Source organism: Agrobacterium vitis (assembly GCF_014926405.1).
Taxonomy (GTDB): Bacteria; Pseudomonadota; Alphaproteobacteria; order Rhizobiales; family Rhizobiaceae; genus Allorhizobium; species Allorhizobium vitis_H.
On record NZ_JACXXJ020000005.1, the window covers coordinates 601494 to 622678 of the forward strand.

24 protein-coding genes are annotated in these 21185 nt (G+C 57.5%); 5 read left to right on the plus strand and 19 right to left on the minus strand.

Annotation, left to right across the window (positions count from 1 at the left end; all coding sequences use genetic code 11):
* Positions 1 to 12: 12 nt before the first annotated feature.
* The gene (locus IEI95_RS13805; RefSeq protein WP_156535655.1) at positions 13 to 1080 is read right to left on the minus strand and encodes a glycosyltransferase family 4 protein; all 1068 of its coding nucleotides are present in this window, start codon (positions 1078 to 1080) and stop codon (positions 13 to 15) included.
* A 276-nt stretch (positions 1081 to 1356) separates the two neighbouring features.
* Here IEI95_RS13805 and bglA point away from each other — a divergent pair, with 276 nt between their 5' ends.
* Complete coding sequence (bglA, locus tag IEI95_RS13810) at positions 1357 to 3024, plus strand: beta-galactosidase BglA (protein WP_156535693.1); 1668 nt, start codon at positions 1357 to 1359, stop codon at positions 3022 to 3024.
* A 7-nt stretch (positions 3025 to 3031) separates the two neighbouring features.
* On the opposite strand, the gene IEI95_RS13815 is transcribed toward bglA, so the two are convergent.
* The 10 genes from IEI95_RS13815 to aptA all read right to left on the minus strand — a co-directional run bounded on the left by IEI95_RS13815 (position 3032) and on the right by aptA (position 11631).
* The gene (locus tag IEI95_RS13815) at positions 3032 to 3298 is read right to left on the minus strand and encodes a Txe/YoeB family addiction module toxin (RefSeq protein WP_015916781.1); all 267 of its coding nucleotides are present in this window, start codon (positions 3296 to 3298) and stop codon (positions 3032 to 3034) included.
* 3 nt (positions 3299 to 3301) lie between these two features.
* Positions 3302 to 3565, minus strand: coding sequence for a type II toxin-antitoxin system Phd/YefM family antitoxin (locus IEI95_RS13820; protein ID WP_015916780.1), 264 nt, complete (start codon positions 3563 to 3565; stop codon positions 3302 to 3304).
* Positions 3566 to 3619: 54 nt separating this feature from the next.
* Positions 3620 to 5314 carry an adenine deaminase gene (ade, locus tag IEI95_RS13825; protein WP_156535654.1) on the minus strand — a complete coding sequence of 565 codons (1695 nt, stop codon included), beginning with the start codon at positions 5312 to 5314 and terminating at the stop codon, positions 3620 to 3622.
* 19 nt (positions 5315 to 5333) lie between these two features.
* On the minus strand, positions 5334 to 5996 hold the full coding sequence (locus tag IEI95_RS13830; RefSeq protein WP_194416580.1) for a chloramphenicol phosphotransferase CPT family protein: 663 nt from the start codon (positions 5994 to 5996) through the stop codon (positions 5334 to 5336).
* Complete coding sequence (locus IEI95_RS13835) at positions 5993 to 6862, minus strand: aldose 1-epimerase family protein (protein WP_194416581.1); 870 nt, start codon at positions 6860 to 6862, stop codon at positions 5993 to 5995. The genes IEI95_RS13830 and IEI95_RS13835 overlap by 4 nt, the downstream gene beginning before the upstream one ends.
* Positions 6863 to 7145: 283 nt before the next feature.
* Positions 7146 to 8252, minus strand: coding sequence for a branched-chain amino acid ABC transporter substrate-binding protein (locus IEI95_RS13840; RefSeq protein WP_156535652.1), 1107 nt, complete (start codon positions 8250 to 8252; stop codon positions 7146 to 7148).
* Positions 8253 to 8481: 229 nt separating this feature from the next.
* Positions 8482 to 8748, minus strand: coding sequence for a hypothetical protein (locus IEI95_RS13845; RefSeq protein ID WP_156535651.1), 267 nt, complete (start codon positions 8746 to 8748; stop codon positions 8482 to 8484).
* A gap of 41 nt (positions 8749 to 8789) precedes the next feature.
* Entirely contained in the window at positions 8790 to 9056 is a 267-nt protein-coding gene (locus tag IEI95_RS13850; RefSeq protein ID WP_041696936.1) for a hypothetical protein, read from the minus strand.
* Complete coding sequence (locus tag IEI95_RS13855; RefSeq protein WP_156535650.1) at positions 9046 to 10005, minus strand: hypothetical protein; 960 nt, start codon at positions 10003 to 10005, stop codon at positions 9046 to 9048. Before IEI95_RS13855 ends, IEI95_RS13850 begins: the two co-directional genes overlap by 11 nt.
* A gap of 300 nt (positions 10006 to 10305) precedes the next feature.
* The gene (gene aptA / locus IEI95_RS13860) at positions 10306 to 11631 is read right to left on the minus strand and encodes an omega-aminotransferase AptA (protein WP_087729123.1); all 1326 of its coding nucleotides are present in this window, start codon (positions 11629 to 11631) and stop codon (positions 10306 to 10308) included.
* A 329-nt stretch (positions 11632 to 11960) separates the two neighbouring features.
* On the opposite strand from aptA, the gene IEI95_RS13865 reads away from it, so the two are divergent.
* A complete protein-coding gene (locus IEI95_RS13865; protein ID WP_156535649.1) occupies positions 11961 to 12137 on the plus strand; it encodes a hypothetical protein in 177 nt (58 codons plus the stop codon).
* 364 nt (positions 12138 to 12501) lie between these two features.
* Here IEI95_RS13865 and IEI95_RS13870 read toward each other — a convergent pair whose 3' ends face one another.
* The 5 genes from IEI95_RS13870 to choX form a co-directional block, all read right to left on the minus strand.
* A complete protein-coding gene (locus IEI95_RS13870; RefSeq protein WP_015916773.1) occupies positions 12502 to 12819 on the minus strand; it encodes an ArsR/SmtB family transcription factor in 318 nt (105 codons plus the stop codon).
* 137 nt (positions 12820 to 12956) lie between these two features.
* Complete coding sequence (locus IEI95_RS13875) at positions 12957 to 13688, minus strand: HugZ family pyridoxamine 5'-phosphate oxidase (RefSeq protein ID WP_156535648.1); 732 nt, start codon at positions 13686 to 13688, stop codon at positions 12957 to 12959.
* A 191-nt stretch (positions 13689 to 13879) separates the two neighbouring features.
* Positions 13880 to 14923, minus strand: a complete 1044-nt coding sequence (gene choV / locus IEI95_RS13880) for a choline ABC transporter ATP-binding protein (RefSeq protein WP_156535647.1) — start codon at positions 14921 to 14923, stop codon at positions 13880 to 13882.
* Positions 14920 to 15765, minus strand: coding sequence for a choline ABC transporter permease subunit (gene choW / locus IEI95_RS13885; RefSeq protein WP_060719909.1), 846 nt, complete (start codon positions 15763 to 15765; stop codon positions 14920 to 14922). The genes choV and choW overlap by 4 nt, the downstream gene beginning before the upstream one ends.
* A 107-nt stretch (positions 15766 to 15872) precedes the next feature.
* Entirely contained in the window at positions 15873 to 16838 is a 966-nt protein-coding gene (gene choX, locus IEI95_RS13890) for a choline ABC transporter substrate-binding protein (RefSeq protein ID WP_420481800.1), read from the minus strand.
* 179 nt (positions 16839 to 17017) lie between these two features.
* On the opposite strand from choX, the gene IEI95_RS13895 reads away from it, so the two are divergent.
* The 3 genes from IEI95_RS13895 to IEI95_RS13905 all read left to right on the plus strand — a co-directional run bounded on the left by IEI95_RS13895 (position 17018) and on the right by IEI95_RS13905 (position 19200).
* Positions 17018 to 17227: a hypothetical protein gene (locus IEI95_RS13895; protein WP_194416583.1), complete on the plus strand. Its 210-nt coding sequence runs from the start codon at positions 17018 to 17020 to the stop codon at positions 17225 to 17227.
* A gap of 93 nt (positions 17228 to 17320) precedes the next feature.
* Complete coding sequence (locus IEI95_RS13900) at positions 17321 to 17899, plus strand: thymidine kinase (protein WP_194417300.1); 579 nt, start codon at positions 17321 to 17323, stop codon at positions 17897 to 17899.
* 191 nt (positions 17900 to 18090) lie between these two features.
* Entirely contained in the window at positions 18091 to 19200 is a 1110-nt protein-coding gene (locus tag IEI95_RS13905) for a DUF2333 family protein (protein WP_071205174.1), read from the plus strand.
* 38 nt (positions 19201 to 19238) lie between these two features.
* Here the strand turns inward: IEI95_RS13905 and IEI95_RS13910 are convergent, their stop codons facing one another.
* The 3 genes from IEI95_RS13910 to IEI95_RS13920 all read right to left on the minus strand — a co-directional run bounded on the left by IEI95_RS13910 (position 19239) and on the right by IEI95_RS13920 (position 21155).
* Positions 19239 to 19688, minus strand: a complete 450-nt coding sequence (locus IEI95_RS13910; protein WP_194416584.1) for a PAS domain-containing protein — start codon at positions 19686 to 19688, stop codon at positions 19239 to 19241.
* Positions 19689 to 19727: 39 nt separating this feature from the next.
* Positions 19728 to 20405, minus strand: coding sequence for a helix-turn-helix transcriptional regulator (locus tag IEI95_RS13915; protein WP_194416585.1), 678 nt, complete (start codon positions 20403 to 20405; stop codon positions 19728 to 19730).
* Positions 20406 to 20867: 462 nt separating this feature from the next.
* Complete coding sequence (locus IEI95_RS13920) at positions 20868 to 21155, minus strand: hypothetical protein (RefSeq protein WP_194416586.1); 288 nt, start codon at positions 21153 to 21155, stop codon at positions 20868 to 20870.
* Between the last annotated feature and the right edge of the window lie 30 nt (positions 21156 to 21185).

The following is a 21185-nucleotide window of genomic DNA, read 5'->3' on the forward strand; positions in this document are numbered from 1 at the left end:
TTCCCGGACGGATCAATTTTCCAAGGCTTGGTTGATTGCCTTCTTCCGCCGCATCAACATCCGCCAGCGCCCCTGCGTTTTGGCCTCGATGACATTGTCGAGAAACTGGCGGGTGGCGGAGGCCCAGGAATAGGTTTCGGCCAAGGCTCTGGCATGGCTGCGAGAACAGTTCAGTGCTTCAAGGCAGGCGGCTTTCAGGTCGTCGTTGAGAGCACCAGCCTTTGGATCAGAGATGATGTCGATCGGTCCGGTCACAGGAAAGCCCGCAACGGGTACGCCGCAGGCCAGTGCTTCCAAGATCGTATTGCCAAACGTGTCGGTTTTCGACGGAAACACGAAAACATCGGCCTGCGCATAGGCACTCGCCAGCTCGGCGCCGAATTTGACGCCGGTAAACAGCACATCAGGATAGCGTTCCGTCAATTCGGCGCGGGCGGGGCCGTCGCCCACCACCACTTTCGAACCCGGCAGGTCGAGATCGAGAAAGGCCGGCAGGTTTTTCTCCACCGCGACCCGGCCAACCGTCATGAAGATCGGGCGGGGTAGGTCGAAGGGATTTGCCTCAAGCGGCTGCGGGTGGAACAGTTCGGTATCGATGCCTCGGCTCCAGAGCCGTAAATTGCCGATCTTGCGTTCTTCCAGCTCTCGTTTCAGGCTTTCGGTCGCCACCATGCAGGCACCACCGGCGCGGTGAAACCAGCGCACATAGGCATAGAGCAGCGAAAGCGGCAATGGCAGCCGGGCCGCGACATATTCGGGAAACCGGGTGTGATAGCTGGTGGAAAAGGCGAGGCCCTGGCTCAGGCACCAGCGCCGCGCCAATAGGCCCAGCGGCCCTTCGGTGGCGATATGGATCAGGTCCGGGCGGCTTTGCTTGATCGCGGCGGCAATGCGCCACGGACTGGCCAGCGACAGGCGGATTTCCGGGTAGGTCGGCATCGGCAGGCTGCGATAGTCCGCAGGCGTCACCATGGTGACGGTAACGCCCATCCTGGTCAGTTCGGCATTGGTATTTTCAATGGAGCGCACCACGCCATTCACCTGCGGATGCCAGGCATCGGTCACGATTGTCAATCTCATCGCGCGTGCTCCTCGATCCGATGCGGTGCTCAACGCACAGGTAGCGTTATCCCGCTTGAAATGCTCCCCCGGCGAAACGGGAGCCTGCTATCGGGTGCCATTTCGCCGGGGAATCACGCAGAAGCCCCCGCCACTGTCCTTGGGCTTATGGGCCAGCATTGTAACAAAGGAATGAAGGTGGATTGATCGCTGGACTTGACCATTGCCACTGGTCATAGCCGCATCGAACCCTATAGTCTTGAAGATGCCGAATTTTTTGAGCAGAGGATGGGCCAGATGCCGACTAAGACCGATCGAGCCAGCAAAACCGCAGTGAAAGCAGGGGGTGATTGGTGGCGCGGCGCGGTTATCTATCAGGTCTATCCACGCTCGTTTCAGGACACGACAGGCGATGGCATCGGCGACATCAAGGGCATAACCCAGCGCTTGCCCTATATCGCCTCGCTCGGTGTCGATGCCATCTGGCTGTCGCCGTTCTTCACCTCGCCCATGGCTGACATGGGCTATGACGTCTCGGACTATTGCGATGTCGATCCGATGTTCGGCACACTTGCCGATTTCGACGCGATGATGACCAAGGCGCATGATCTCGGCCTGAAAGTGATTATCGACCAGGTAATTTCCCATACGTCCGATCAGCACCCCTGGTTCATTGAGAGCCGCGCCAGCCGCAACAATCCCAAGGCTGACTGGTATGTCTGGGCCAATGCCAAGCCGGATGGCACCGCGCCGAGCAATTGGCTATCGGTGTTCGGCGGCCCGGCCTGGGAATGGGATGGGGTGCGCAAGCAATATTACATGCATAATTTCCTGGGCTCGCAGCCGGATCTGAATTTCCACAATCCGCAGGTGCAGCAGGCGGTGCTGGACGCCACCCATTTCTGGCTGGAGCGCGGCGTGGACGGTTTCCGGCTGGATACCGTGAACTATTATTTTCACGACAAGGAATTGCGCAACAACCCGCCACATGCGCCAGATAGCGGCGATGCCGGACTCGATGCGCCGGATGTCAATCCCTACGGCATGCAGGAGCATCTGCACGACAAGACCCAGCCGGAAAATATCGGTTTCCTGCAAAAACTGCGGGCGCTTCTGGATGAATATCAAGACCGCACCACGGTGGGTGAGGTGGGCGATGGTGCGCGGTCGTTGAAAACCGTGGCCGCCTATACCAGCGGCGGCGACAAGCTGCATATGTGCTACACATTCGATCTGCTGGGGCCGCATTTCACGCCGTCTCATATTCGCGATTGCGTCACCTCTTTCCAGTCCATGGTTAGGGATGGCTGGGTGTGCTGGGCCTTTTCCAACCATGACGTGGTGCGCCATGTGTCGCGCTTTGCCCAGGGGCCGGAGGAAATGCCGCAGGTGGCCAAGCTCGCTATCGGCATTCTCGCCAGCCTGCGCGGCTCGATCTGCCTTTATCAGGGCGAGGAACTCGGCCTGCCGGAGGCGGATATCGCCTTTGAAGACCTGCGCGATCCCTATGGCATCCGCTTCTGGCCGTCTTTCAAGGGCCGCGACGGATGCCGCACGCCGATGGTCTGGGAAAAAGCCAAGGCTCAGGCCGGTTTTACCAGTGGCAAACCATGGCTGCCGGTACAGCCGGACCAGCAGGCTCTGTCGGTGGACGCCCAGGACAAGGACAAAAGCTCGGTGCTTAACCATTACCGCAGCATGCTTGCCTTGCGCAAAGCCCATCCGGCCCTGCGCGATGGATCAATGTCCTTCCTAGATATCAACGAGGATGTGCTGGCTTTCCTGCGCGGGGAGAACAGCGAAAGATTGCTGTTCGTCTTCAACATGCGGCGCGGACCGCAGGAGGTTCGCCTGCCGGAGCATATGACGGTGAAGGAGATCATCGCTTTGCCGGATGCCCGCAGTACGTTCGAAAAGGGCGTTATTACGCTCGATGCGCTGGACGGTTTTTGCGCGCGGGTGTGACAGTTTTTCAATAATGATAGCGGCATTGCGCTACGATCAGCACTTGATCGCTATCCTGACCTTTCACCGCATAAACCAGTCGGTGTTCCTGGCTGATGCGGCGTGACCAGAAGCCTTTGAACTGGCCTTTCAGTGGCTCTGGCTTGCCAATGCCGGAAAAGGGATGGCGTTTGGTGTCCTTTAGCAGGGCATTGATCCGCTGCGCCGTTTTGGGATCGGTTTCCTGCCAGAAGCAGTAATCTTCCCAGCCTTCATCTGTAAAGGCGACCAGCATGGATCAGGCGTCATCCAGATCAGGGAGGTGGCGCGGGGAAAAGCGGCCTGCTTCTATCGCCTGTTTCGCCTTCAGCAGACGGCTGGCATTGGCGGGCGAGGAGAGGAGATGCAGAGTTTCCACCATGCTCTCATATTCTTCCTTGCTCATCAGCACGGCAGAGGGCTTGTCCCGGCGCACGATCTCCACCGCCGATGCATCCTCGTTTACCTTGTCGAGCAGCCCGGCCAGTTCGGCCCGCGCTTTGGAAAAAAACACCGTGTCCATCAGGATCTCCCACTTGTACTGAATATAGTACAAGTCGAAGGTCGGTGCAATCACTCACCCAATCAGCATGAATTTATCGACATCCACCATGCCCTTGTCGGAAATCTTCAAATGCGGGATGACCGGCAACGGCAGGAAGGCGACCTGCAAAAACGGCTCCTGCAAGGTGGTGCCAAGCGCGTAAGCCGCTTTTCGCAGTTCATGGAGAGTGTCGCGAACGCTCTCGAACGGCTCAAGGCTCATCAGGCCCGCGACGGGCAGGGGGATTTCGCCTGTCACCTTGCCGTCTTCCACCACCACGAAGCCGCCCTTGATGTCGGAGAGGCGGTTGGCGGCTATGGTCATATCGTCTTCGGAGACCCCGACCACGCAGATATTGTGGCTGTCATGGCCGACGGTGGAGGCGATGGCACCCTTTTTCAGGCCGAAGCCCTGCACGAAGCCATTGGCGTGGTTGCCGTTCTTGCCATGACGCTCGATGACGGCAACCTTGATGATGTCGCGGTCGAGATCGACGCTGGTTTGGTTGCCGGAGGCGGGCAGGCGGTAGCGGCGGTATTCGGTAATGATCTTGCCCGGCAACACGCCCATGACAGGCACTTCGCCGTCACTGACAGGCACGGCAAAATCGGCTGACTTGACGATCCGGGCCTTGACGCTGTCGAGGCCCACCGGGGCCACCGGCTTGCGGGTGGCAAACAGCGCATCGGTGACGCTGCGACCGGCCGCAAAAACGGTCTCGGCCTTGCAGTTTTCCAGACTGTCCACCACCACCAGATCGGCCCGCCAGCCGGGGGCGACCAGGCCGCGATCCCGCAGGCCAAAGGCGCGGGCCGCTGAGATGGAGGCGGCACGGTAGATAGCCAGCGGCTCCACACCATGGGCAATGGCCGTGCGGATCATATAATCCAGATGGCCTTGCTCAGCGATATCAAGCGGGTTGCGGTCATCGGTGCAGAGCGCCAGAAAGGGCGACAGCCGTTCGGTTATGATTGGCATCAGCGCCAGCAAATCCTTGGAAACCGAGCCTTCGCGCACCAGAATATGCATGCCTTTGCGGATCTTCTCCAGGGCTTCTTCCGCCGTGGTGCATTCATGCTCGGTGCGAATACCCGCCGAGAGATAGCCGTTCAAATCGTTACCGCGCAGCAGCGGCGCATGACCATCGATATGGCCGCCCTGAAAGGCTTCCAGCTTGGCCATGCAGATCGGGTCTTTATGGATCACGCCGGGAAAATTCATGAATTCGGCAAGGCCGATCACCTTCGGGTGGTCGCGGAACGGCAAAAGCCGCTCAATGGGCAGGTCCGCGCCCGAGGTTTCCAGATGGGTCGCGGGCACGCAGGAGGACAGCTGCACACGGATATCCATGATGGTTTCCAGTGCCGATTCCAGGAAGAACTCGATGCCTTCGGTGCCCAGCACATTGGCGATTTCATGGGGATCGCAGATCGCCGTGGTGACGCCGTAAGGCAGCACGCAGCGGTCGAATTCATGCGGTGTGACCAGCGAGCTTTCAATATGCAGATGCGTGTCGATAAAACCCGGCACGACGATCTTGCCGGATATGTCGATTTCCTCGCGGCCCTGGTAGGTTCCGCAGGTGCCGACAATGGTATCGCCGCAGATGGCAATATCGCTTTCCACCAGATCACCGGTGACGAGATCGAAAAACCGGCCGCCTTTCAGCACGATATCAGCGGTTTCGCGGCCGACGCCCTGGTCGATACGGCGTTCCAATGGGCTCATGGATGTGGCTCCTTCGGTCTCAGGTCTGGATGAGCGACAAACGCCGCTCGAAAAAACTGGGGCTTGGGCGATCTTTACCCAGCACCGTCAGAATCTCTCTAGCACAATCTTCCGGTGTCTTGTCTGTGGTATCGACGTCCAGATCATAGGGGCCATGCTCATGCACAGCCATTTGCCAGCGTTGTACGGGTTCTGGCGCTGGATCGTTTGTTGAGCCTTGCAAATAATTTATTGCGCCATTCGACGGTGAGGCGGCGCGGCGGACCATGATCGTCGTCAACGAGCAACGGACACCGATGAACAGCAACGGTAGGCCAGCCAGCCGCCTCGCACAATCATCCAGGATATGCAGAGGTCTCGAATAGCCATCATGATAACCCGTATCGACCACCACATTGATTCCCAGACGGCTATGGGCGGCTATCGTTTCGTGCAGGGCGGCATACAGCTGCTGCACGACTGCTTCTTTTTCCGGGTGCTCGCCGCCGGGCCGCAAGCCGATGCCGGGCCTGTGCCTTTCGCTGATCGTGGCCATCTGTGCATCAACGCCGAGATTGACCCAGAGGCCCGGAAAGCTGTCCAGCACCACCTTTGCAATGCTGGATTTGCCGGACCGCGGGGCGCCGTTCAGGATCAGGATCTGTCCCGCAGGCTCCACCTCTCCGTTTGTGTCCAGCCTCACGCCTCGACGGTCACGGTAAAGCCGTGACGGGTGCTTTCGCCGGGGGCAAGCGTAACCGTATAGGGCCGCTCCACCAGTTCGCTGCTCTTGCCATGCAGGGCGGCCATGCCGTGCCATGGCTCGATGCAGATGAAGGGCGCGCCGGGCTTTTGCCAGAGTGCCAGATTGGGCAGGTTTTCAAAGTGGAAATGCAGGCTGGCCGCATCCTCGGCGCGATAGGTCAACTCCGTTCCCGCACCTTCGGGAAAGATCATCGCGTCTTCCTCGAACTGGCTCTTGTCCAGCACCAGCCGTCCGGCATGAAAAGGCGAGGGGCGAGCTTCCTCGGCCAGCAGGCCACCGCCTAGCCGTAGCAGGGGCGGTTCTGCGCCATTGTCCAGCGTGATCGTATGCGGCGTGCCCTCTGCCCCCGGCAAGGGCCAGAGAAAAGCCGGATGGAAACCGAGGCCATAGGGCATGGGCGTGTCGCCGCGATTGGTGACCGTGGCGGCAACCGTCAGGGCCGCGCCATGTAGCCGGTATTCCAGCACCAGCGAAAAATCGAAAGGATAAGCGGCTTTGGTTTCATCATCGGCGGTCAGTTCGTGGCGACAGACATCGGCTCCGGCCTCCAGCAGCGTAAACTCGCGGCGTCGGGCAATGCCGTGCTGGGCCATGGCATAGGGCTTGCCATCGATCAGCAGCGTATCGTCCTTGGCCTTGCCAACAATCGGAAACAGAATGGGCGAGCGCCCGCCCCAATAGGCCGCATCGCCATGCCAGAGCAGCGATTGGCCGTCTTTTGTGCGAAGGGACTGCATCTCCGCGCCAAGCGAGGAGATCTGCACGGTAAGCTGGTCATTGCCGATCTCGGTCAGTGTGGGCATGGGCATGTCTCTCTTGGGCTGGGTGTGGGCTGGAATAGTCATGCGTGGTGATGTCGGGAAAACTTATGCAATGCAGAAACGTATACGAAGAGATACGGAGAGAAGTTTACCCGCTTTTCATGGCACATAAACGGCAAAAGACGCGGATGGTGACATCCGCGTCTAGAGCATGTCGCGCAAAAGTGTGCAGCGGTTTTGCGGTAACGACATGCGTAAAAACAAAAACTTAAAGCGTGTTGCTTGAGGCTGCTAAGCCGCAACACGCTTTAATGTTACAACTGAATTACTCAGCCGCGACGGTCTTGCCGCCTTCCCATTTGTACATGGAGAAGCTCTGCGAGGTGAGGTCGCCGGTTTCGCCATAGGTCAGCTTGCCAATGGCGGTCGGGATCGGTTCGCCGGATTTGATTGCGGTGGCGACGGCCTCGGCATCCTCGGCACTGCCGACCTTTTCGATACCAGCGGCAATGACCTGCACGGCGGCGTAGGCGTTGAGCGTGAAGGCTTCCGCCGGAATGCCCTTGGCGGTCAGCGCATCGGCGGCAACCTTGGAATCCGGGTTTTTCAGCGCATCGGCAGCATTGGTGAACAGCGTGCCATTGGCAGCGTCACCGCCGACGGTGGTATATTCGCTGTTGGATAGGCCATCGCCCGCCACCACCACGGCTTTCAGCCCGGCATCCTGCATCTGGCGCACCAGCAGTCCTGCTTCTGGATGATAGCCGCCAAAATACAGCACTTCGACATTGGCCGACTTTAACCGGGTGACGAGCGCGCTGAAATCCTTTTCGCCTGCGGTCAGTGAATCGTTGAACACTTCCTTGACACCATCGGCGTTCAGCGCGGCCTTGAAGGCATCCGCCAGACCCTTGCCATACTGGCCCTTGTCATTGAGGATGGCGATTTTCTTGTCCTTGAAATGGGCCAGCACATATTTGGCCGCCACATCGGCCTGCTGGTCGTCACGCCCGCAGGTGCGCAGCACGGTCGGCAATCCGCGCTTGGTCAGGCTTGGGGCGGTCGCGGTCGGGGTCACCATCAGCGCGCCGTTTTCCGCCAGCACGTCGGAGGCCGGAACGGCGACGCCTGACGTCACCGGGCCGACGACGAAACGCACGCCTTCGCCAACCAACTGGTTGGCGGCGGACACGCCTTGCTTCGGCTCGCCCGCATCGTCAGCGGTCTTCAGCACCAGCTTTTCGCCCTTGATGCCACCCTTGGCATTGATATCGGCAATTGCGGTTTCCGTGCCATTCTTGATCTGCGCACCAATGGCCGCCAACGGCCCGGTCAGCGGCGCCATCAGACCGATGGTAATATCGGCATGGGCTGCGGGGGCAGCGGCGAGAAGGGCGGCAAAGGCAGCGCTCGCCAAAAGATGAAGTTTCATTGTCGTCTCCTTGGGTCAGCGTTCCGATCTATGCCGGTTTGCACGCCTTTCGGGTTGTTCTGTTTCGTTCCCCGCATTGACTGTGGATGTAACGGAAAACCCTGAAGACCGGAAGGCCGTCTATCTAAGGCCATCGATCAATATGTCTCGTTGAGCGGGGCCAGATACTGGAAAATTTCATCTATCGGCGACCGTTGGAAGAGGCGCAATCAAGCCAAACTAAAATTCTTCACTTGAAGATCGTGCGGCTGCTTCCGGCTTGGTAGCCAAACACGCTGCCTGTTGCGGCATCGACGAAATAAAGTGTCGGCTGAATGAGAAAATACATCCAGTCTTCGTCGGCAGGAGAATCTTCTGACACCCCACTGATCACCCAGGCATCGCGGTCTTCGATCACTTGTCGCTCAGCCGTCGTCAGGCTCTCCCGCAAGGGCGCGTGATGCCTTTGCGCCAGGAATTGGCGCACCGCCTCTCGTGCTTCTTCCTCAGCGAGCATCTTCGATCAAGCCATAGTATGGTCGGCGCTCGCGCAGGAGATCAACCGAACACCGTGCGTCCACGCTCGGTTTCAACGCCGTATACGATGCCGCCGATGGCATCGACGAGATAGGCGACAGGCACCGGCGGTGGCTGCATCCACTCTTCTTCCCCGGGCGGAACGGCGTCGTAGGCAGAGACCACGAATGTCGAGCGGTTCTCAATTTCGGAAAATGTCACCCGGACCGAGGTCTCGTCCCAAGGCGTGTATTTTCGTTGCGTCAAGAAACGCTCGGCAGCCTCGATCGCTTGCTGCTCAGTGATCATTGTGTGCTGCCCCGTAAAAGGCGTTGTATGTGGCACCCCCCACCGTGATTGGACCGAGCAAAACCCCTTTGGCTTCCTCGCCCATCTTGGCGACGGTGATGCCGTAATTGCCGTTCAGCGGGAACTGGATTGCCGAAAGTTCGCCTGGGCGCGCACCGCCAGTGCGGGCCAGTCCGTAGGCCTCGGCGGCGGCTTCCTCTATATAGCGCAGGATATAGGAGCGCTTGTAAGCGCCCATCTTCATATAAAGACCGGGACGACCGAGCAGGGAAAAGGCTTGTGTCAGCCGCTGATGGATACGCTCGTGATAGACCGTCTGGCGAACGGACCGGATAACCTCTGGAAAAGGTTTCGCTCCCGGAAAGAAGTCGCGGCCGATGGTCGCGACATTGTCCGGCCGGGTGCCGCCCTGTCCGGCGAATTTGCTGCGCGAGAACACCAGTTTTGCCTCGTAGATCCGCATTGGTCCGGCTTTAGGCATGGCTCGAGTGAACTGATTATAGCTTGGCATCGTGCCTTGGACGCTCTTGAACGTTCCTTTCGGCTTGCCCTTGAGCAGCAGCCCAAGCACGACATCGACACCGAGAATGGTGATGGCATCCGCCAGATCCTTCGCTGCCTTATCGAGATCAGCCGTGGTCTTGGCGGAATGTGTGCCAACGGCGAAATCCAAAAGCTTTTCACCGCCTTGCACCGCTGCCGTTCCGATCATCAGCCAGCCAGCGGCTAGAAGGATCACATCGGCAATTTCACCGACGCCGACAAAATGCGATCCCGCCCAGATCAGTACGACCCCCGCCATGATGGCAAGCGACGTGGGGGTGACAAGCGCCAGCAGCCGGTTGCCGATATCGGCAGGGAGGAGGGCGGCTGCCTTGCGCAGGACAATTTCAAGCTTTGCTTGCAGCGACAAGCCGGAGACGGATGCAGCAGATGCGGTGATATCCATGCACAATTCCCCCCATTTTCGAAAGCCTCGGCAGGATATGTCTCTATTCCCGGCGGAGCGCTACAAAATATCGATCATGACGCAATTAGATCATTTTAGGGAGAAGTTCGCAACGAGATTCCATCCAAAATTGCTTGAAAATAAGGGCGTGTGTCGCAAGTTGAAGTGACTGGATGCCTTCTGAAAGCGACATATAGCAAGCGTATGAACTGCTTCAACACTTTGTTCAGAGGCGCGAACTTTTATTAAAAAGGCGGCAGGAAACCCGCCGCCTTTATCGTGCCTAACGCGCAGCCGCCGTCAGATATTGCTCATCAGCACCTTGCGCAGCTTGTCGAACAATTGGTCGATTTCGGCCTTGGAAATGATCAGCGGGGGTGACAGCGCGATGATGTCGCCGGTGGTGCGGATCAGCAATCCGTCTTCGTAGGCCTTGAGGAAGGCGTTGAAGGCGCGTTTGGTGGGTTCGCCGTCGATGGGTTTCAGCTCCACGGCGCCGATCAGGCCGATATTTCTGATATCGATGACATTGGGGCAATCGGCCAGGCTGTGCAGCTGCTCTTCCCAATAGGGGGCAAGCTCGCTGGCGCGGGTCAGCAGGCCTTCGTCCCGGTAGGTATCGAGTGTGCCGAGGGCGGCGGCTGATGCAATCGGGTTGCCGGAATAGGTATAGCCGTGGAAGAACTCGATCATATGTTCCGGGCCGGACATGAAGGCATCGTGGATTTCTGATGTCACGAATACCGCGCCCATCGGGATGACGCCATTGGTCAGGCCCTTGGCGGTGACGATGATGTCAGGCGTCACATCAAAATACTGGGCGGCGAACGGCGCGCCGAGACGGCCATAGCCGGTGATGACTTCATCAAAAATCAGCAGAATGCCGTGCTTGGTGCAGATGTCGCGCAGCTTTTGCAGATAGCCCTTCGGCGGGATCAGCACGCCGGTCGAGCCTGCGACCGGCTCCACGATGACAGCAGCGACCGTGGAGGCGTCATGCAGGGTGACGATGCGCTCCAGTTCAGTGGCCAGATCACCGCCATGCTCCGGCTGTCCCTTGGTGAAGGCGTTCTTTTCCGGCAGATGGGTGTGGGGCATGTGGTCTACGCCGGTCAAAAGCGTGCCGAACATCTTACGGTTGGAGACGATGCCGCCGACCGAAATGCCGCCGAAATTGACGCCGTGATAGCCGCGCTCGCGGCCGATCAGGCGGAAGCGCGAGCCATTGCCTTTGACCCGGTGATAGGCCAGCGCCACTTTAAGCGCGGTCTCGACCGATTCAGAGCCGGAATTGGTGTAAAGCACATGCTCCATGCCGGCAGGGGCGATATCCACCAGGCGGTTGGCCAGCTCGAAGGCCTTCGGATGGCCGAGTTGGAAGGCGGGGGCGTAATCCAGTTCGCCCGCCTGCTGGCGGATCGCCTCGGTGATCAGCGGGCGGCAATGGCCAGCATTGACGCACCATAGACCCGCCGTGCCATCCAGAACCTGACGGCCATCATGGGTGGTATAATACATGTCCTTGGCGCCGACGAACAGGCGCGGCTCCTGCTTGTATTGGCGGTTGGCGGTAAACGGCATCCAGAAGGCGCGCAGGTCGTTTGGAATAGTGGTGCGATTGGACATGATACTCTCCATGGCCCTTTTCGCGGGCCCTGTCAGTGGTTTCGGGGCCATATCCGGTGGTTCAATCGGCTGCGGGTTCGCGTCTTCACATATTGAAGGTCACGCCGCAGTGACATGGACATATGGCGCTGTAACTGGCAAATCAGCCGTCCTCTAGGCCAGCCGCTCCGCATAAATTTACCGCGCGGTCAAAGTAGCAGCCGGCCTTGTGCCGTCAAGCGGCCAGAGGGCGGCTATCCTGAATAATCAGCGAAGTCAGTGTTTATCCTGATGCATAATGTCCTCCTCAAACCGGAATGGGAAAAAGAAGGAAATGGAGTTGAAACGCGATGACGGCGCAGCGTTTTTCTGCATTTGATAAAACGCAAAATACGGAAGCATCGCGGATTGCACGTTCAGCGGGCAAGGTCGGCGCAAGCTCGCCATGGGTATATGCCAGCATGATCAGATGCAGGATCGAAGGGCAGTTCGACAGCATCGATCGACCGGCGGCCACTGCTGCATAACTCTCTCAATCCCACGGGATTTGAAGTGTGCAGAAGTAGGAATAGACGCTTTTTTGAAGAGACCGGGCTCCGAACTGCATTGGTGGTTCGGGGTCTGTCATCTGCTGGCCGGACAGGCCTGCTTGCGTCATCAGACGAGCGCCAGAATATAGGTCGCCAACGGATTTTGAAAATCTGAAATTTTATGAAGCAGATTGCCTGTTCAGCTTGCTGTCAGGAATAGCCATTAATGCAGATGCGCGCTGGCTGATGTCCTGCTGATCTGTTTCCCGCGGTTCAGTCAAGAATAGTCTAGGCGGCCGATGTATTTTTAACATCAAGCCGCCTTTTATTTTAGATTAAGCTGTTATGTCAGCGTTATCATTCAAGCAGCGTTTCTGCTGCTTTCCTGATGGCAGAATATATCCTCGAGCGTGCCGAGCACTTTCATGACGGCATCCGACGTGCTGGAATAATAGATGGTCTGGGCATCGCGGCGGGTCTTGACCAGCTTCTGGGCGCGAAGCTTGGACAGGTGCTGGGACAGCGCTGACTGGCTCAAGCCAACCTGCGAGGCCAAGACGCCAACCGGCACCTCACCTTGAACCAGGCTGCAGAGAATCATCAGTCGCTTAGGATTGGCCATGGCCGTGAGGAGGCCGGCAGCCGCATTCGAGTGATCAGACAAGTCATTGGCTTTCATCTCTCAATCTTCCTTTGAAGCGATTGGCCTGCACACATGGCAGGCCCTGGTTGTTGCATCCCACAAGAAACCCTACGCCTTGAGTCTAGCAATATGAGGAGGATTGTATATGCCTAAATTTAAGGTATCGTTTCATCTTAATTAGTTTGGAGTGAAGGGTGTGTGTCCAAAGACACAATTTCACGCTCAAATTCGCATCGAAACAGCCTTTTACCCCAAAAAAAGTCGATTCCCGACGCATCCAACCCGCAGATTTTGACTTTTCCCTTCGGCTTTTGCCCCTTATGATAAGGGGGATTTTTTATGATTTGCAGAAGTCCATACCCTAAATCTTGTATGGTTTGAGCCTCGGTTTTACCGTCGGCGAACGTAAGCTTTGTTCGAATCAACAAATCCTCTCCATCCAGCAGGAAGGCTTTTCCGAACCCGCCGTTCATGGTGGCACGTTGCGGCATGAGCTGGAAAAACAGAAAATCCGGAAAATCGATATAGAGCTTTGCCTTTGGATGACGGGCCAGAAAGCGGCGGCGCATCGCCTGATGAATGTCGCTATCGGGGTCCACCGGGCTTGCCAGGCATTGAACGGTGAGACGCGGATAGGCGAGGGGATCACCCTTGCCGGGTTCGCCGGCCAGCAGCGATACGCGTGGATCGGCCAGCATCGCCCGGGTATGAGCCGAGAGGCGTGAGACCAGAACGGTTAGCGTTCCATCCGGCATGGTGCCCATCAGCACGCGGCTGACAAAAGGCCCGCCGGTTTGCGGATCGAGCACGCCCAAGGGAACATGGGTGGCGCTGCGCAACAGGGTCCGCGCCTGGCGCCGCGCCTCGTCATCAGTTGGACGGATGGGAGAGGGGCGGTCGATCATCGGGCTGTCTCATGGTTTGCGGCTGGGTGCGTGCTGCTTGTGGGCAGAGCGGAGCTTCAACCATATCCCAGCGTTCCCTAGCGGGAAAGCGTCAAGGGCCGCCGCTCATGGCATCACGGGTTTTAATAAACGCGTGATACCGTAAGCAACGGCCCTTGGTTAAATGGAGTCGTTCTGCGCCTCTTTCTACGTCAGGTCTGGCGGTGCCGGGTCAGGGCCGAGACCACATCCTGCGCGCCGATCGCGCCGATCACCGTGCCGTTCTCCACCACGCCGACCAGGCCGGGCTGGCGGGCCATGGCGTCAAGAATATCGATCAGCGGCGTTTCCGGCGCGGCGGTGGCGGTGACGCCGAGACCCGGCGTGTGACTGGTGCCGGCAGTCATGACATCTCTCGCCGTCAACATGCTGATCGGGTTCATGTTGCGCACGAAATCGGCGACATATTGATCCGCCGGGTTCTGGACGATCTGCTGCGGCGTGCCGCATTGGATGATCCTGCCGCTTTCCATGATGGCGATGCGGTTGCCAATCCGGAATGCCTCGTCCAGATCGTGGCTGACGAACAGGATGGTCTTTTTCAGCCGGTGTTGGAATTCCAGCAATTCATCCTGCAAGCGTGTGCGGATCAGCGGATCGAGCGCCGAGAACGGTTCGTCCATCAACAAGATCGGCGCGCCGGTGGCAAAGGCGCGGGCCAGGCCGACCCGCTGCTGCATGCCGCCGGACAATTCGTCCACCTTGCGGTCGGCCCATTGCGTCAGGTTGACCAGTTCCAGCTGTTCGGCAACGATTTTTCGGCGTTCTTTTTCGCCAACGCCCGCCAATTCCAGCCCGAAGCCGATATTGTCGGCAACGCTGCGCCAAGGCAGCAGGCCGAATTGCTGGAACACCATCGAGACGCTGTGCATGCGCAGGTCGCGCAACGCCTTGCGGCTGGCCTGGTATGGATCGACGAAGCCATTGCGCGACTTGACTGACACCGAGCCGCGCACCACGGGCGCCAAGCCGTTGACGGCCCGCAGCAGTGTCGATTTGCCGGAGCCGGACAGGCCCATCAGCACCAGGATCTCGCCTTCCTTCAAGGTCAGCGAGGCATTGGCCACGCCGAGGATCAGGCCGGTTTCCTTGTTGATCTCGTCGCGTGTCCGGCCCTGATCCAACAGGGCAAGTGCCTTTTGTGGCCGATCGCCGAAGATGATGTCGACATTTCCGAAGATGACTGCATCGCTCATTGGTCATCTCCCGCCGACGGAATGCGGAACATCCGGTCCAGAATGATTGCCAGGATGACGATACAAAGGCCCGCTTCGAAACCTCTGGCAATATTGACGGTATTCAGCGCCCGCACCACCGGAACGCCGAGACCGGCAGCGCCGACCAGCGCGGCAATCACCACCATGGACAGCGACAGCATGATGGTCTGGGTCAGGCCCGCCATGATCTGTGGCAGCGCATAGGGCAGTTCCACCTTGCGCAGGACCTGGGTGGGCGTGGCGCCGAAGGCAACGGCCGCTTCCACCAGGGAGGAAGGGGTGGAGACGATGCCAAGCCGGGTCAGGCGGATGGGTGAGGGGACGGCAAAGATCACCGTGGCGATCAGACCGGGCACCATGCCGAGCCCGAACAGGATCAGCGCCGGGATGAGATAGACGAAGGTCGGGATGGTCTGCATCAGGTCCAGGACCGGGCGCATCAGCGCGTAGATCCATGTCCGGCGCGCAGCCAGGATGCCGAGCGGCACGCCGATCACCATGCAGACCGCGGTGGAGGCCAGAACAAGCGCCAGCGTCTCGGTGGTTTCCTTGAAATAGCCCTGGTTGATGATCAGCGCCAAGCCGAGAAAGGTGAAGATCGCCACGAGAAGGGAGCGGCGCAGGAGCCAGGCGATAATGCTGATGGCAAGTGCTGTCACCAGCGGGTGGGGATATTGCAGTACGAACAGCACGCCATCGATACTGCTTGAAATGAGGTGGGAGAGCCAGTCGAAAAACCAGGCTCCATTGGCCGTCAGCCAGTCGACAACGACTTTGGCGGTGGGGCCGATGGGAATTTTGAAATCAGTCAGCCAATCCACTGAAACGCATCCTTTCGAGCATTTGCAGGAAATGCGTAAAAAAAGAGAATAAGGAATAGCGGTGCCAGGGCGCAATGTTTCGCCCCGGCGCTATCTTTCAGTGGTGCTTAGAGGCCAAGCTTGGTCTTAACAGCCGCCAGTCCGTCCTTGCCATCCTTGGTGGTGACGCCAGCCAGCCAGGGCTCGATCACGGTTGGGTTGGCCTTCAGCCAGGTCTTGGCAGCCTTGTCGGCGTCTTCGCTATCATCGAGGATCTTGCCCATGATGGCATTTTCCATGTCGAGCGAAAACTTCATGTTGGTCAGCAGCTTGCCGACATTTGGACATTCCTTGGCATAACCGCCGCGCGCCACCGTATAGACTGTCGCGCCACCGTAATTGGGGCCGAACACCGTGTCGTCGCCATCGGCGAGATAGGTGATCTGGTGGGCGGTGTTCATCGGATGCGGTGCCCAGGCGAGGAAGATCACCGGCTTGTTTTCCTTGTCGGCACGGGTCACCTGGCTCAACATGCCCTGTTCCGAGCTTTCAACGACGTTAAAGCCCTTGAGGCCGAATTTGTCGCCGTCGATCAGCGACACGATCATGCCATTGCCTTCATTGCCCGGCTCGATCCCGTAGATCTTGCCATCGAGTTCGGCCTTATGGGCAGCGACATCCTTGAAGCTCTTGATGCCAAGCTTGGCGCCAGCGGCGTTGGTGGCCAGCGTGTATTTTGCGCCTTCGAGATTGACGGCGACACTGTCGATCGACTTGTCATCGAGATATTGCTGGATGGCTTCCTTCTGGGCTGGCATCCAATTGCCGAGGAAGACGTCGATATCCTTGTTCTTCATTGAGGAATAGGTCACGGGCACGCCGAGCGTCTTGACGTCGGCCTTGTAACCCAGTGCCTCCAGAACGGTGACGAAGGAGGCATTGGTGGAGGCCAAGTCCGTCCAGCCGACATCCGAGATGCGAACGGTGCCGCAACTGGCGGCTTCTGCCGCAAAGGCAGCCGGGCTGAATGCTGCGACGCATCCGGCCAAGGCCAGAGCGTATTTCGGCAGTGCAAATTTCAGTGTCTTGGCAATCGGCATATTCTGCTCCTTTTTTAGTTCCCGGCATTATGAATACATAAACAGCCGAGGCAAGCCTGCGTGTTCGCGCCGGTCCATAGGGGGTATTTGCGACATTTTGTCATCCCGACCTGAAAATGTGCTGTATCGCCGCAAATCCGGGCTGCTTGGGTGCAGAGCGGGAAGGCATCCGTATGGTTGATTTTTTTTATGACGATGCCTTCCGGGATAGGATTTTGTGGCGCGGTCTTGTCTACACTCTTGTCGAAATCCCGACAGAAATCGTGGGATTTTCGATTTTGCGGGTTAAAACCGCCTCGTTTTTGTGCTGCATGGCGGCGCGAATGCGAACTGTCATTGAAATGGTGGATCGTATGCCGTTTTCGGATAGCTCAAGCCTCTGATGTATTTGAGGTATTCGAAATTTTTGTCCGTCGAGGATGCGTCAGCATCGTCGTGACTTTGTATAAAAGATGAACCGCAGGGAGCTGGTGCCAGTGGCCAAGCTGTATTTCAATTATGCCGCCATGAATGCCGGTAAATCCACCATGCTGTTGCAGGCCTCCTACAATTATCAGGAGCGCGGCATGCGCACGGTGATTTTTGTCGCCGCATTGGATGATCGAGCCGGGCGTGGGCGGGTCGCTTCCCGCATTGGGCTGTCCAGCCCGGCCGAAACCTTCGAGCCGGGAACCGATCTGTTTGCCGTGGTCGAGGCCATGCATGCAAGCGAGCCGATTGCCTGCGTTTTTGTCGACGAGGCCAATTTTTTGAGCGATCACCATGTCTGGCAATTGGCGCGGATTGCCGACCGCCTGCATATTCCGGTCATGGCCTATGGCCTGCGCACGGATTTTCAGGGCCAGCTGTTTCCCGCCTCCCGGTTGCTGCTGGGGATTGCCGATGAATTGCGCGAAATCCGCACGATCTGCCATTGCGGCCGCAAGGCGACGATGAATGCCCGCTTCGATGCGAGCGGCCAGGTGATGCGCGAGGGTGCGCAGATCGAAGTTGGCGGCAACGAGAAATATGTGTCCTTCTGCCGCCTGCATTGGGATGAACTGTTCAATGGATGAAGCGTGCGCTGATATTTGACAGTCGACAAGTCCAACCGGTTGTTTTTCAAAAATATCGCCACCTGAAAACCTTGTGTCGTTAAAAACGCGGTTTGTCGTTGTTATTGTTGATGGGCAGACATATCTGTTGAGCAGTGACCGGACGCCGAGCGTCCGCCGTTGCCATGACCACAGGACGGGAGACAGGGCAGATGCTGAATGCGCTAACGGGGTTTTTCCGAGGGCTCTGGGGAGCGCTTCGGCGCAGCGGTAATCTTCTCTATACGGCGGTGGCCTGGCCCTTCCGCGCCCGCCATAGCGAAGCGGGCAAGCGCGCCTATATTTTTCGCGGTTCCGTCGCGCTGATCGTCTTGGTGCTGATTGCGGCCTATGGGCAGTTTTTGTGGCGCACCCAGGTCTGGTATGGCTTTGATCCGGCCTTTGCCAAGGCCTATGGCTTTGCCGACCGCAAGGTCGCTGCCGGACAGCAGATCGCCGACAAGCCCGGCACCTGCCAGAATTCCGCTATCGTCACCACGGTTGCCGATCTGACGGATTCCAATGTCAACCAGAATGTCTGGGTATCTTCGACGCTGCTCTACAAGCTTGGCCTGTTCGGGATGAGCTGGGATGACACGCCGTTCTTTGACAACAAGGCCTCGTTCCAGCGCGGTATCAATCAGGTGGCGCGCCGGGTTGGCATCGTATTGGCCGACGATCTTGGCCGGGTGAGGGGTACTTCCGGTATCAACACCGATCTGCAGGATGCGCGTGGCAATATCCAGTTCAACGAAGGCACTTGGTATTTCGGCTCCAATCCGTTCGGGTTTAAGACGCCTACGCCAAGCTATTATCGCGCCGCGATCACCAGCTGGCGCGGGTTTAATTCCGATCTCGAGACCTGCAAGGCGGTGTTCGATGCCCGGGCTGACAATCTCGTCAAACTGCTCGATGGACTGGCCAGCGACCTCGGCAACACATCCGACATTTTGCGCCGCCGCTCTGAAGAGCATAATGGCGGCTGGTTCGACACACGGGCCGACGACCGTTTCTGGTTCGCCTATGGTCAGCTCTATGGTCAATATGCCCTGTTTCAGGCGGCAAAGGCCGATTTTATCGACGTAGTGCGCGAACGTAACCTGACAGCGATCTGGGCAGAGCTGGAAAAGCAGTTCGAAGCTGCACTCAAGGTGCAGCCGATGATTGTCTCCAACGGCAGCGAGGACGGCCTGTTCATGCCGAACCATCTGTCAACCATGGGCTTCTACACGTTGCGCGTGCGCGCCAATATGGTGGAATTGCGAGCCGTTCTGCAACGTTGACGGTCAATGGCCCGGCGGGTAGCCCGCCGGGCCTTGTCCTATAATTCGATGAAGCTTGCCGTGGGCTCCAGTTGAAACAATTCATGCAGCATGCCGCGATATTCGCCGGATACTCCCTCGACGGGATAATAGAGACCGACGGTACGAATATATTTCAAGGTACCGCTTGTGGTGATGATCCGGTGGATATTATGGAAAACACCGCGACTGCTGGCGGCGCGATAATAGCTGTCCATAACCTGGTCCACGTCCTGCGGGTGCATGCGGTCGCAAAAATCCTTTATATTCAGTGGACCTTCAGAATGGTCTAGCTCGTAGAGCCTCGACACATGCGGCGTGCCATATAAATGACCCTGATCTATATCCAGTCGCCAGAAGCCGCAGATATTCATGGCGTGGGTTAGATTGACGACATCACATTCCTGCAATCCAATTGAATGAAAATCTTGAAGCGGACAATGCCGCGTTTTGTTCGAGCGCCAAGCCAAGTGAAAAGCCTCCCTTTTGGCTTGGCTGAAGCAAATGAATTATTGAATGAGCTTCAGCCTAATGGCCTTTGCTACCAATTGCGTCCGGTTGACGCAATCCAGCTTTTTCATAGCTGTTGTCATATACGCGTTTATGGTGTGGTCGGAGAGGCTGAGGATCTGGCCAATTTCTACCGAGGTTTTGCCCTGCGCCGTCCAGCGAAGCACTTCCAACTCGCGTGCTGAGAGAACATCGACATTCATCAATTCCGTGCGGCGGAGGCGGTCATAGGTGTCGAAAACCGCCATTGCCAGCATGCCCAGTTCATTAACCTCGCATTGGGCAAGAGGCGAGCGGTCCCCATCGAACCGCATGAAATACAGCCGGGAATCAAGGGAGGGGAAAATGAAGACAACGCCGACGATCAGTTTGAACCGCACCATCAGGTCGCGCATGGCAGGCGGCCATTCCTCCGCCATGTCATTCGGTTCCCTGAATTTCATGTCCCAGGTTCGCGGCAGGATCGAGCCGGCAAATTTCTTGACCACCGGGCAGAATTTAACGAACTGGTGGCGGTCGAATTCATGGCCGAATTCCATCGGCAAGGTGGTTTCCATGACCAGTGGCATGAGGTGCACATCGGTCGCACATGGTGCGATCAGGATACTGCCATGCGACAGGCCAAACGCCCGGGCAACAGTGCGCAGGATCTCCGCACAATGCTCACGGCTTTCCATTGCGGTTATTTCTGTACTGAGCAGTGTCTGGCGCTCGGCGATCAACATGTGGGGCGACTGAATTTGAGGTAAGGGCGGTGTGTTTGGCGACGAAGCGGATATAGGGGGATTTTATATATTAAATCCTAGAGCTTTCGAAAGTTCTTATCGATTAATTTCAAAAAATGTCTTTCAAAGCACTGTGAACTCATTAGCGAAAAAATATATATCATTCGCTTTAATTGAACTGGTTGTGCCGATGCTTGTCTTCGGTTGCATTTCTTCCGCTCTGGCGCTTCCGCGTCCATGCGGTCGGAAATGCATTGAAGTGAGTGTTAAATGAGCGCCAGTCCCCCTAAAAGTCAAGGTAATAACGTGTCTTGCGAAAATAAGCGCCTTCTGTTGGGCTTGCCCCGCTTAATGCCTGCATAACTCCTTATCCGTAAAATCCTACCTTAAAATGGGATGGATCATGCAGGGTTTTCATGATGATTTAGCCTGTTCTTTTGCCCCTGCCGATGAGTTCGTCGGGGTGGGCTGTTTCATGGATTGACCGAGATTTTCCGCAAGCACGAGAATTTTTGTGTCGCGCTCTACCGGGCGCGCTGAATTATGCGGTAATACGATGTGCCATGGAAGATGGACAATCGTATTGCCTTTGCAAATATCCCAAGCAGCTGATGCCTTTGCGATATTTTCAATGCTTTCGCGGTAGGGATGCGTGAGCATCTTGAAGACTTCATATAAAGGGTAAATGCGCGGCCGCTGCATAATTTTCTCCTTAAATCGGAATCGAGTTAA

Coding starts and splice junctions, on each gene's coding strand:
- IEI95_RS13805 (WP_156535655.1), bottom strand. CDS start 1,080: ATGAGATTGACAATCGTGACCGATGCCTGGCATCCGCAGGTGAATGGC.
- bglA (WP_156535693.1), top strand. CDS start 1,357: ATGCCGACTAAGACCGATCGAGCCAGCAAAACCGCAGTGAAAGCAGGG.
- IEI95_RS13815 (WP_015916781.1), bottom strand. CDS start 3,298: ATGCTGGTCGCCTTTACAGATGAAGGCTGGGAAGATTACTGCTTCTGG.
- IEI95_RS13820 (WP_015916780.1), bottom strand. CDS start 3,565: ATGGACACGGTGTTTTTTTCCAAAGCGCGGGCCGAACTGGCCGGGCTG.
- ade (WP_156535654.1), bottom strand. CDS start 5,314: ATGAGCCCATTGGAACGCCGTATCGACCAGGGCGTCGGCCGCGAAACC.
- IEI95_RS13835 (WP_194416581.1), bottom strand. CDS start 6,862: ATGCCCACACTGACCGAGATCGGCAATGACCAGCTTACCGTGCAGATC.
- IEI95_RS13840 (WP_156535652.1), bottom strand. CDS start 8,252: ATGAAACTTCATCTTTTGGCGAGCGCTGCCTTTGCCGCCCTTCTCGCC.
- IEI95_RS13845 (WP_156535651.1), bottom strand. CDS start 8,748: ATGCTCGCTGAGGAAGAAGCACGAGAGGCGGTGCGCCAATTCCTGGCG.
- IEI95_RS13850 (WP_041696936.1), bottom strand. CDS start 9,056: ATGATCACTGAGCAGCAAGCGATCGAGGCTGCCGAGCGTTTCTTGACG.
- IEI95_RS13855 (WP_156535650.1), bottom strand. CDS start 10,005: ATGGATATCACCGCATCTGCTGCATCCGTCTCCGGCTTGTCGCTGCAA.
- aptA (WP_087729123.1), bottom strand. CDS start 11,631: ATGTCCAATCGCACCACTATTCCAAACGACCTGCGCGCCTTCTGGATG.
- IEI95_RS13865 (WP_156535649.1), top strand. CDS start 11,961: ATGACGGCGCAGCGTTTTTCTGCATTTGATAAAACGCAAAATACGGAA.
- IEI95_RS13870 (WP_015916773.1), bottom strand. CDS start 12,819: ATGAAAGCCAATGACTTGTCTGATCACTCGAATGCGGCTGCCGGCCTC.
- IEI95_RS13875 (WP_156535648.1), bottom strand. CDS start 13,688: ATGATCGACCGCCCCTCTCCCATCCGTCCAACTGATGACGAGGCGCGG.
- choV (WP_156535647.1), bottom strand. CDS start 14,923: ATGAGCGATGCAGTCATCTTCGGAAATGTCGACATCATCTTCGGCGAT.
- IEI95_RS13895 (WP_194416583.1), top strand. CDS start 17,018: ATGGTTGATTTTTTTTATGACGATGCCTTCCGGGATAGGATTTTGTGG.
- IEI95_RS13905 (WP_071205174.1), top strand. CDS start 18,091: ATGCTGAATGCGCTAACGGGGTTTTTCCGAGGGCTCTGGGGAGCGCTT.
- IEI95_RS13915 (WP_194416585.1), bottom strand. CDS start 20,405: ATGGAAAGCCGTGAGCATTGTGCGGAGATCCTGCGCACTGTTGCCCGG.
- IEI95_RS13920 (WP_194416586.1), bottom strand. CDS start 21,155: ATGCAGCGGCCGCGCATTTACCCTTTATATGAAGTCTTCAAGATGCTC.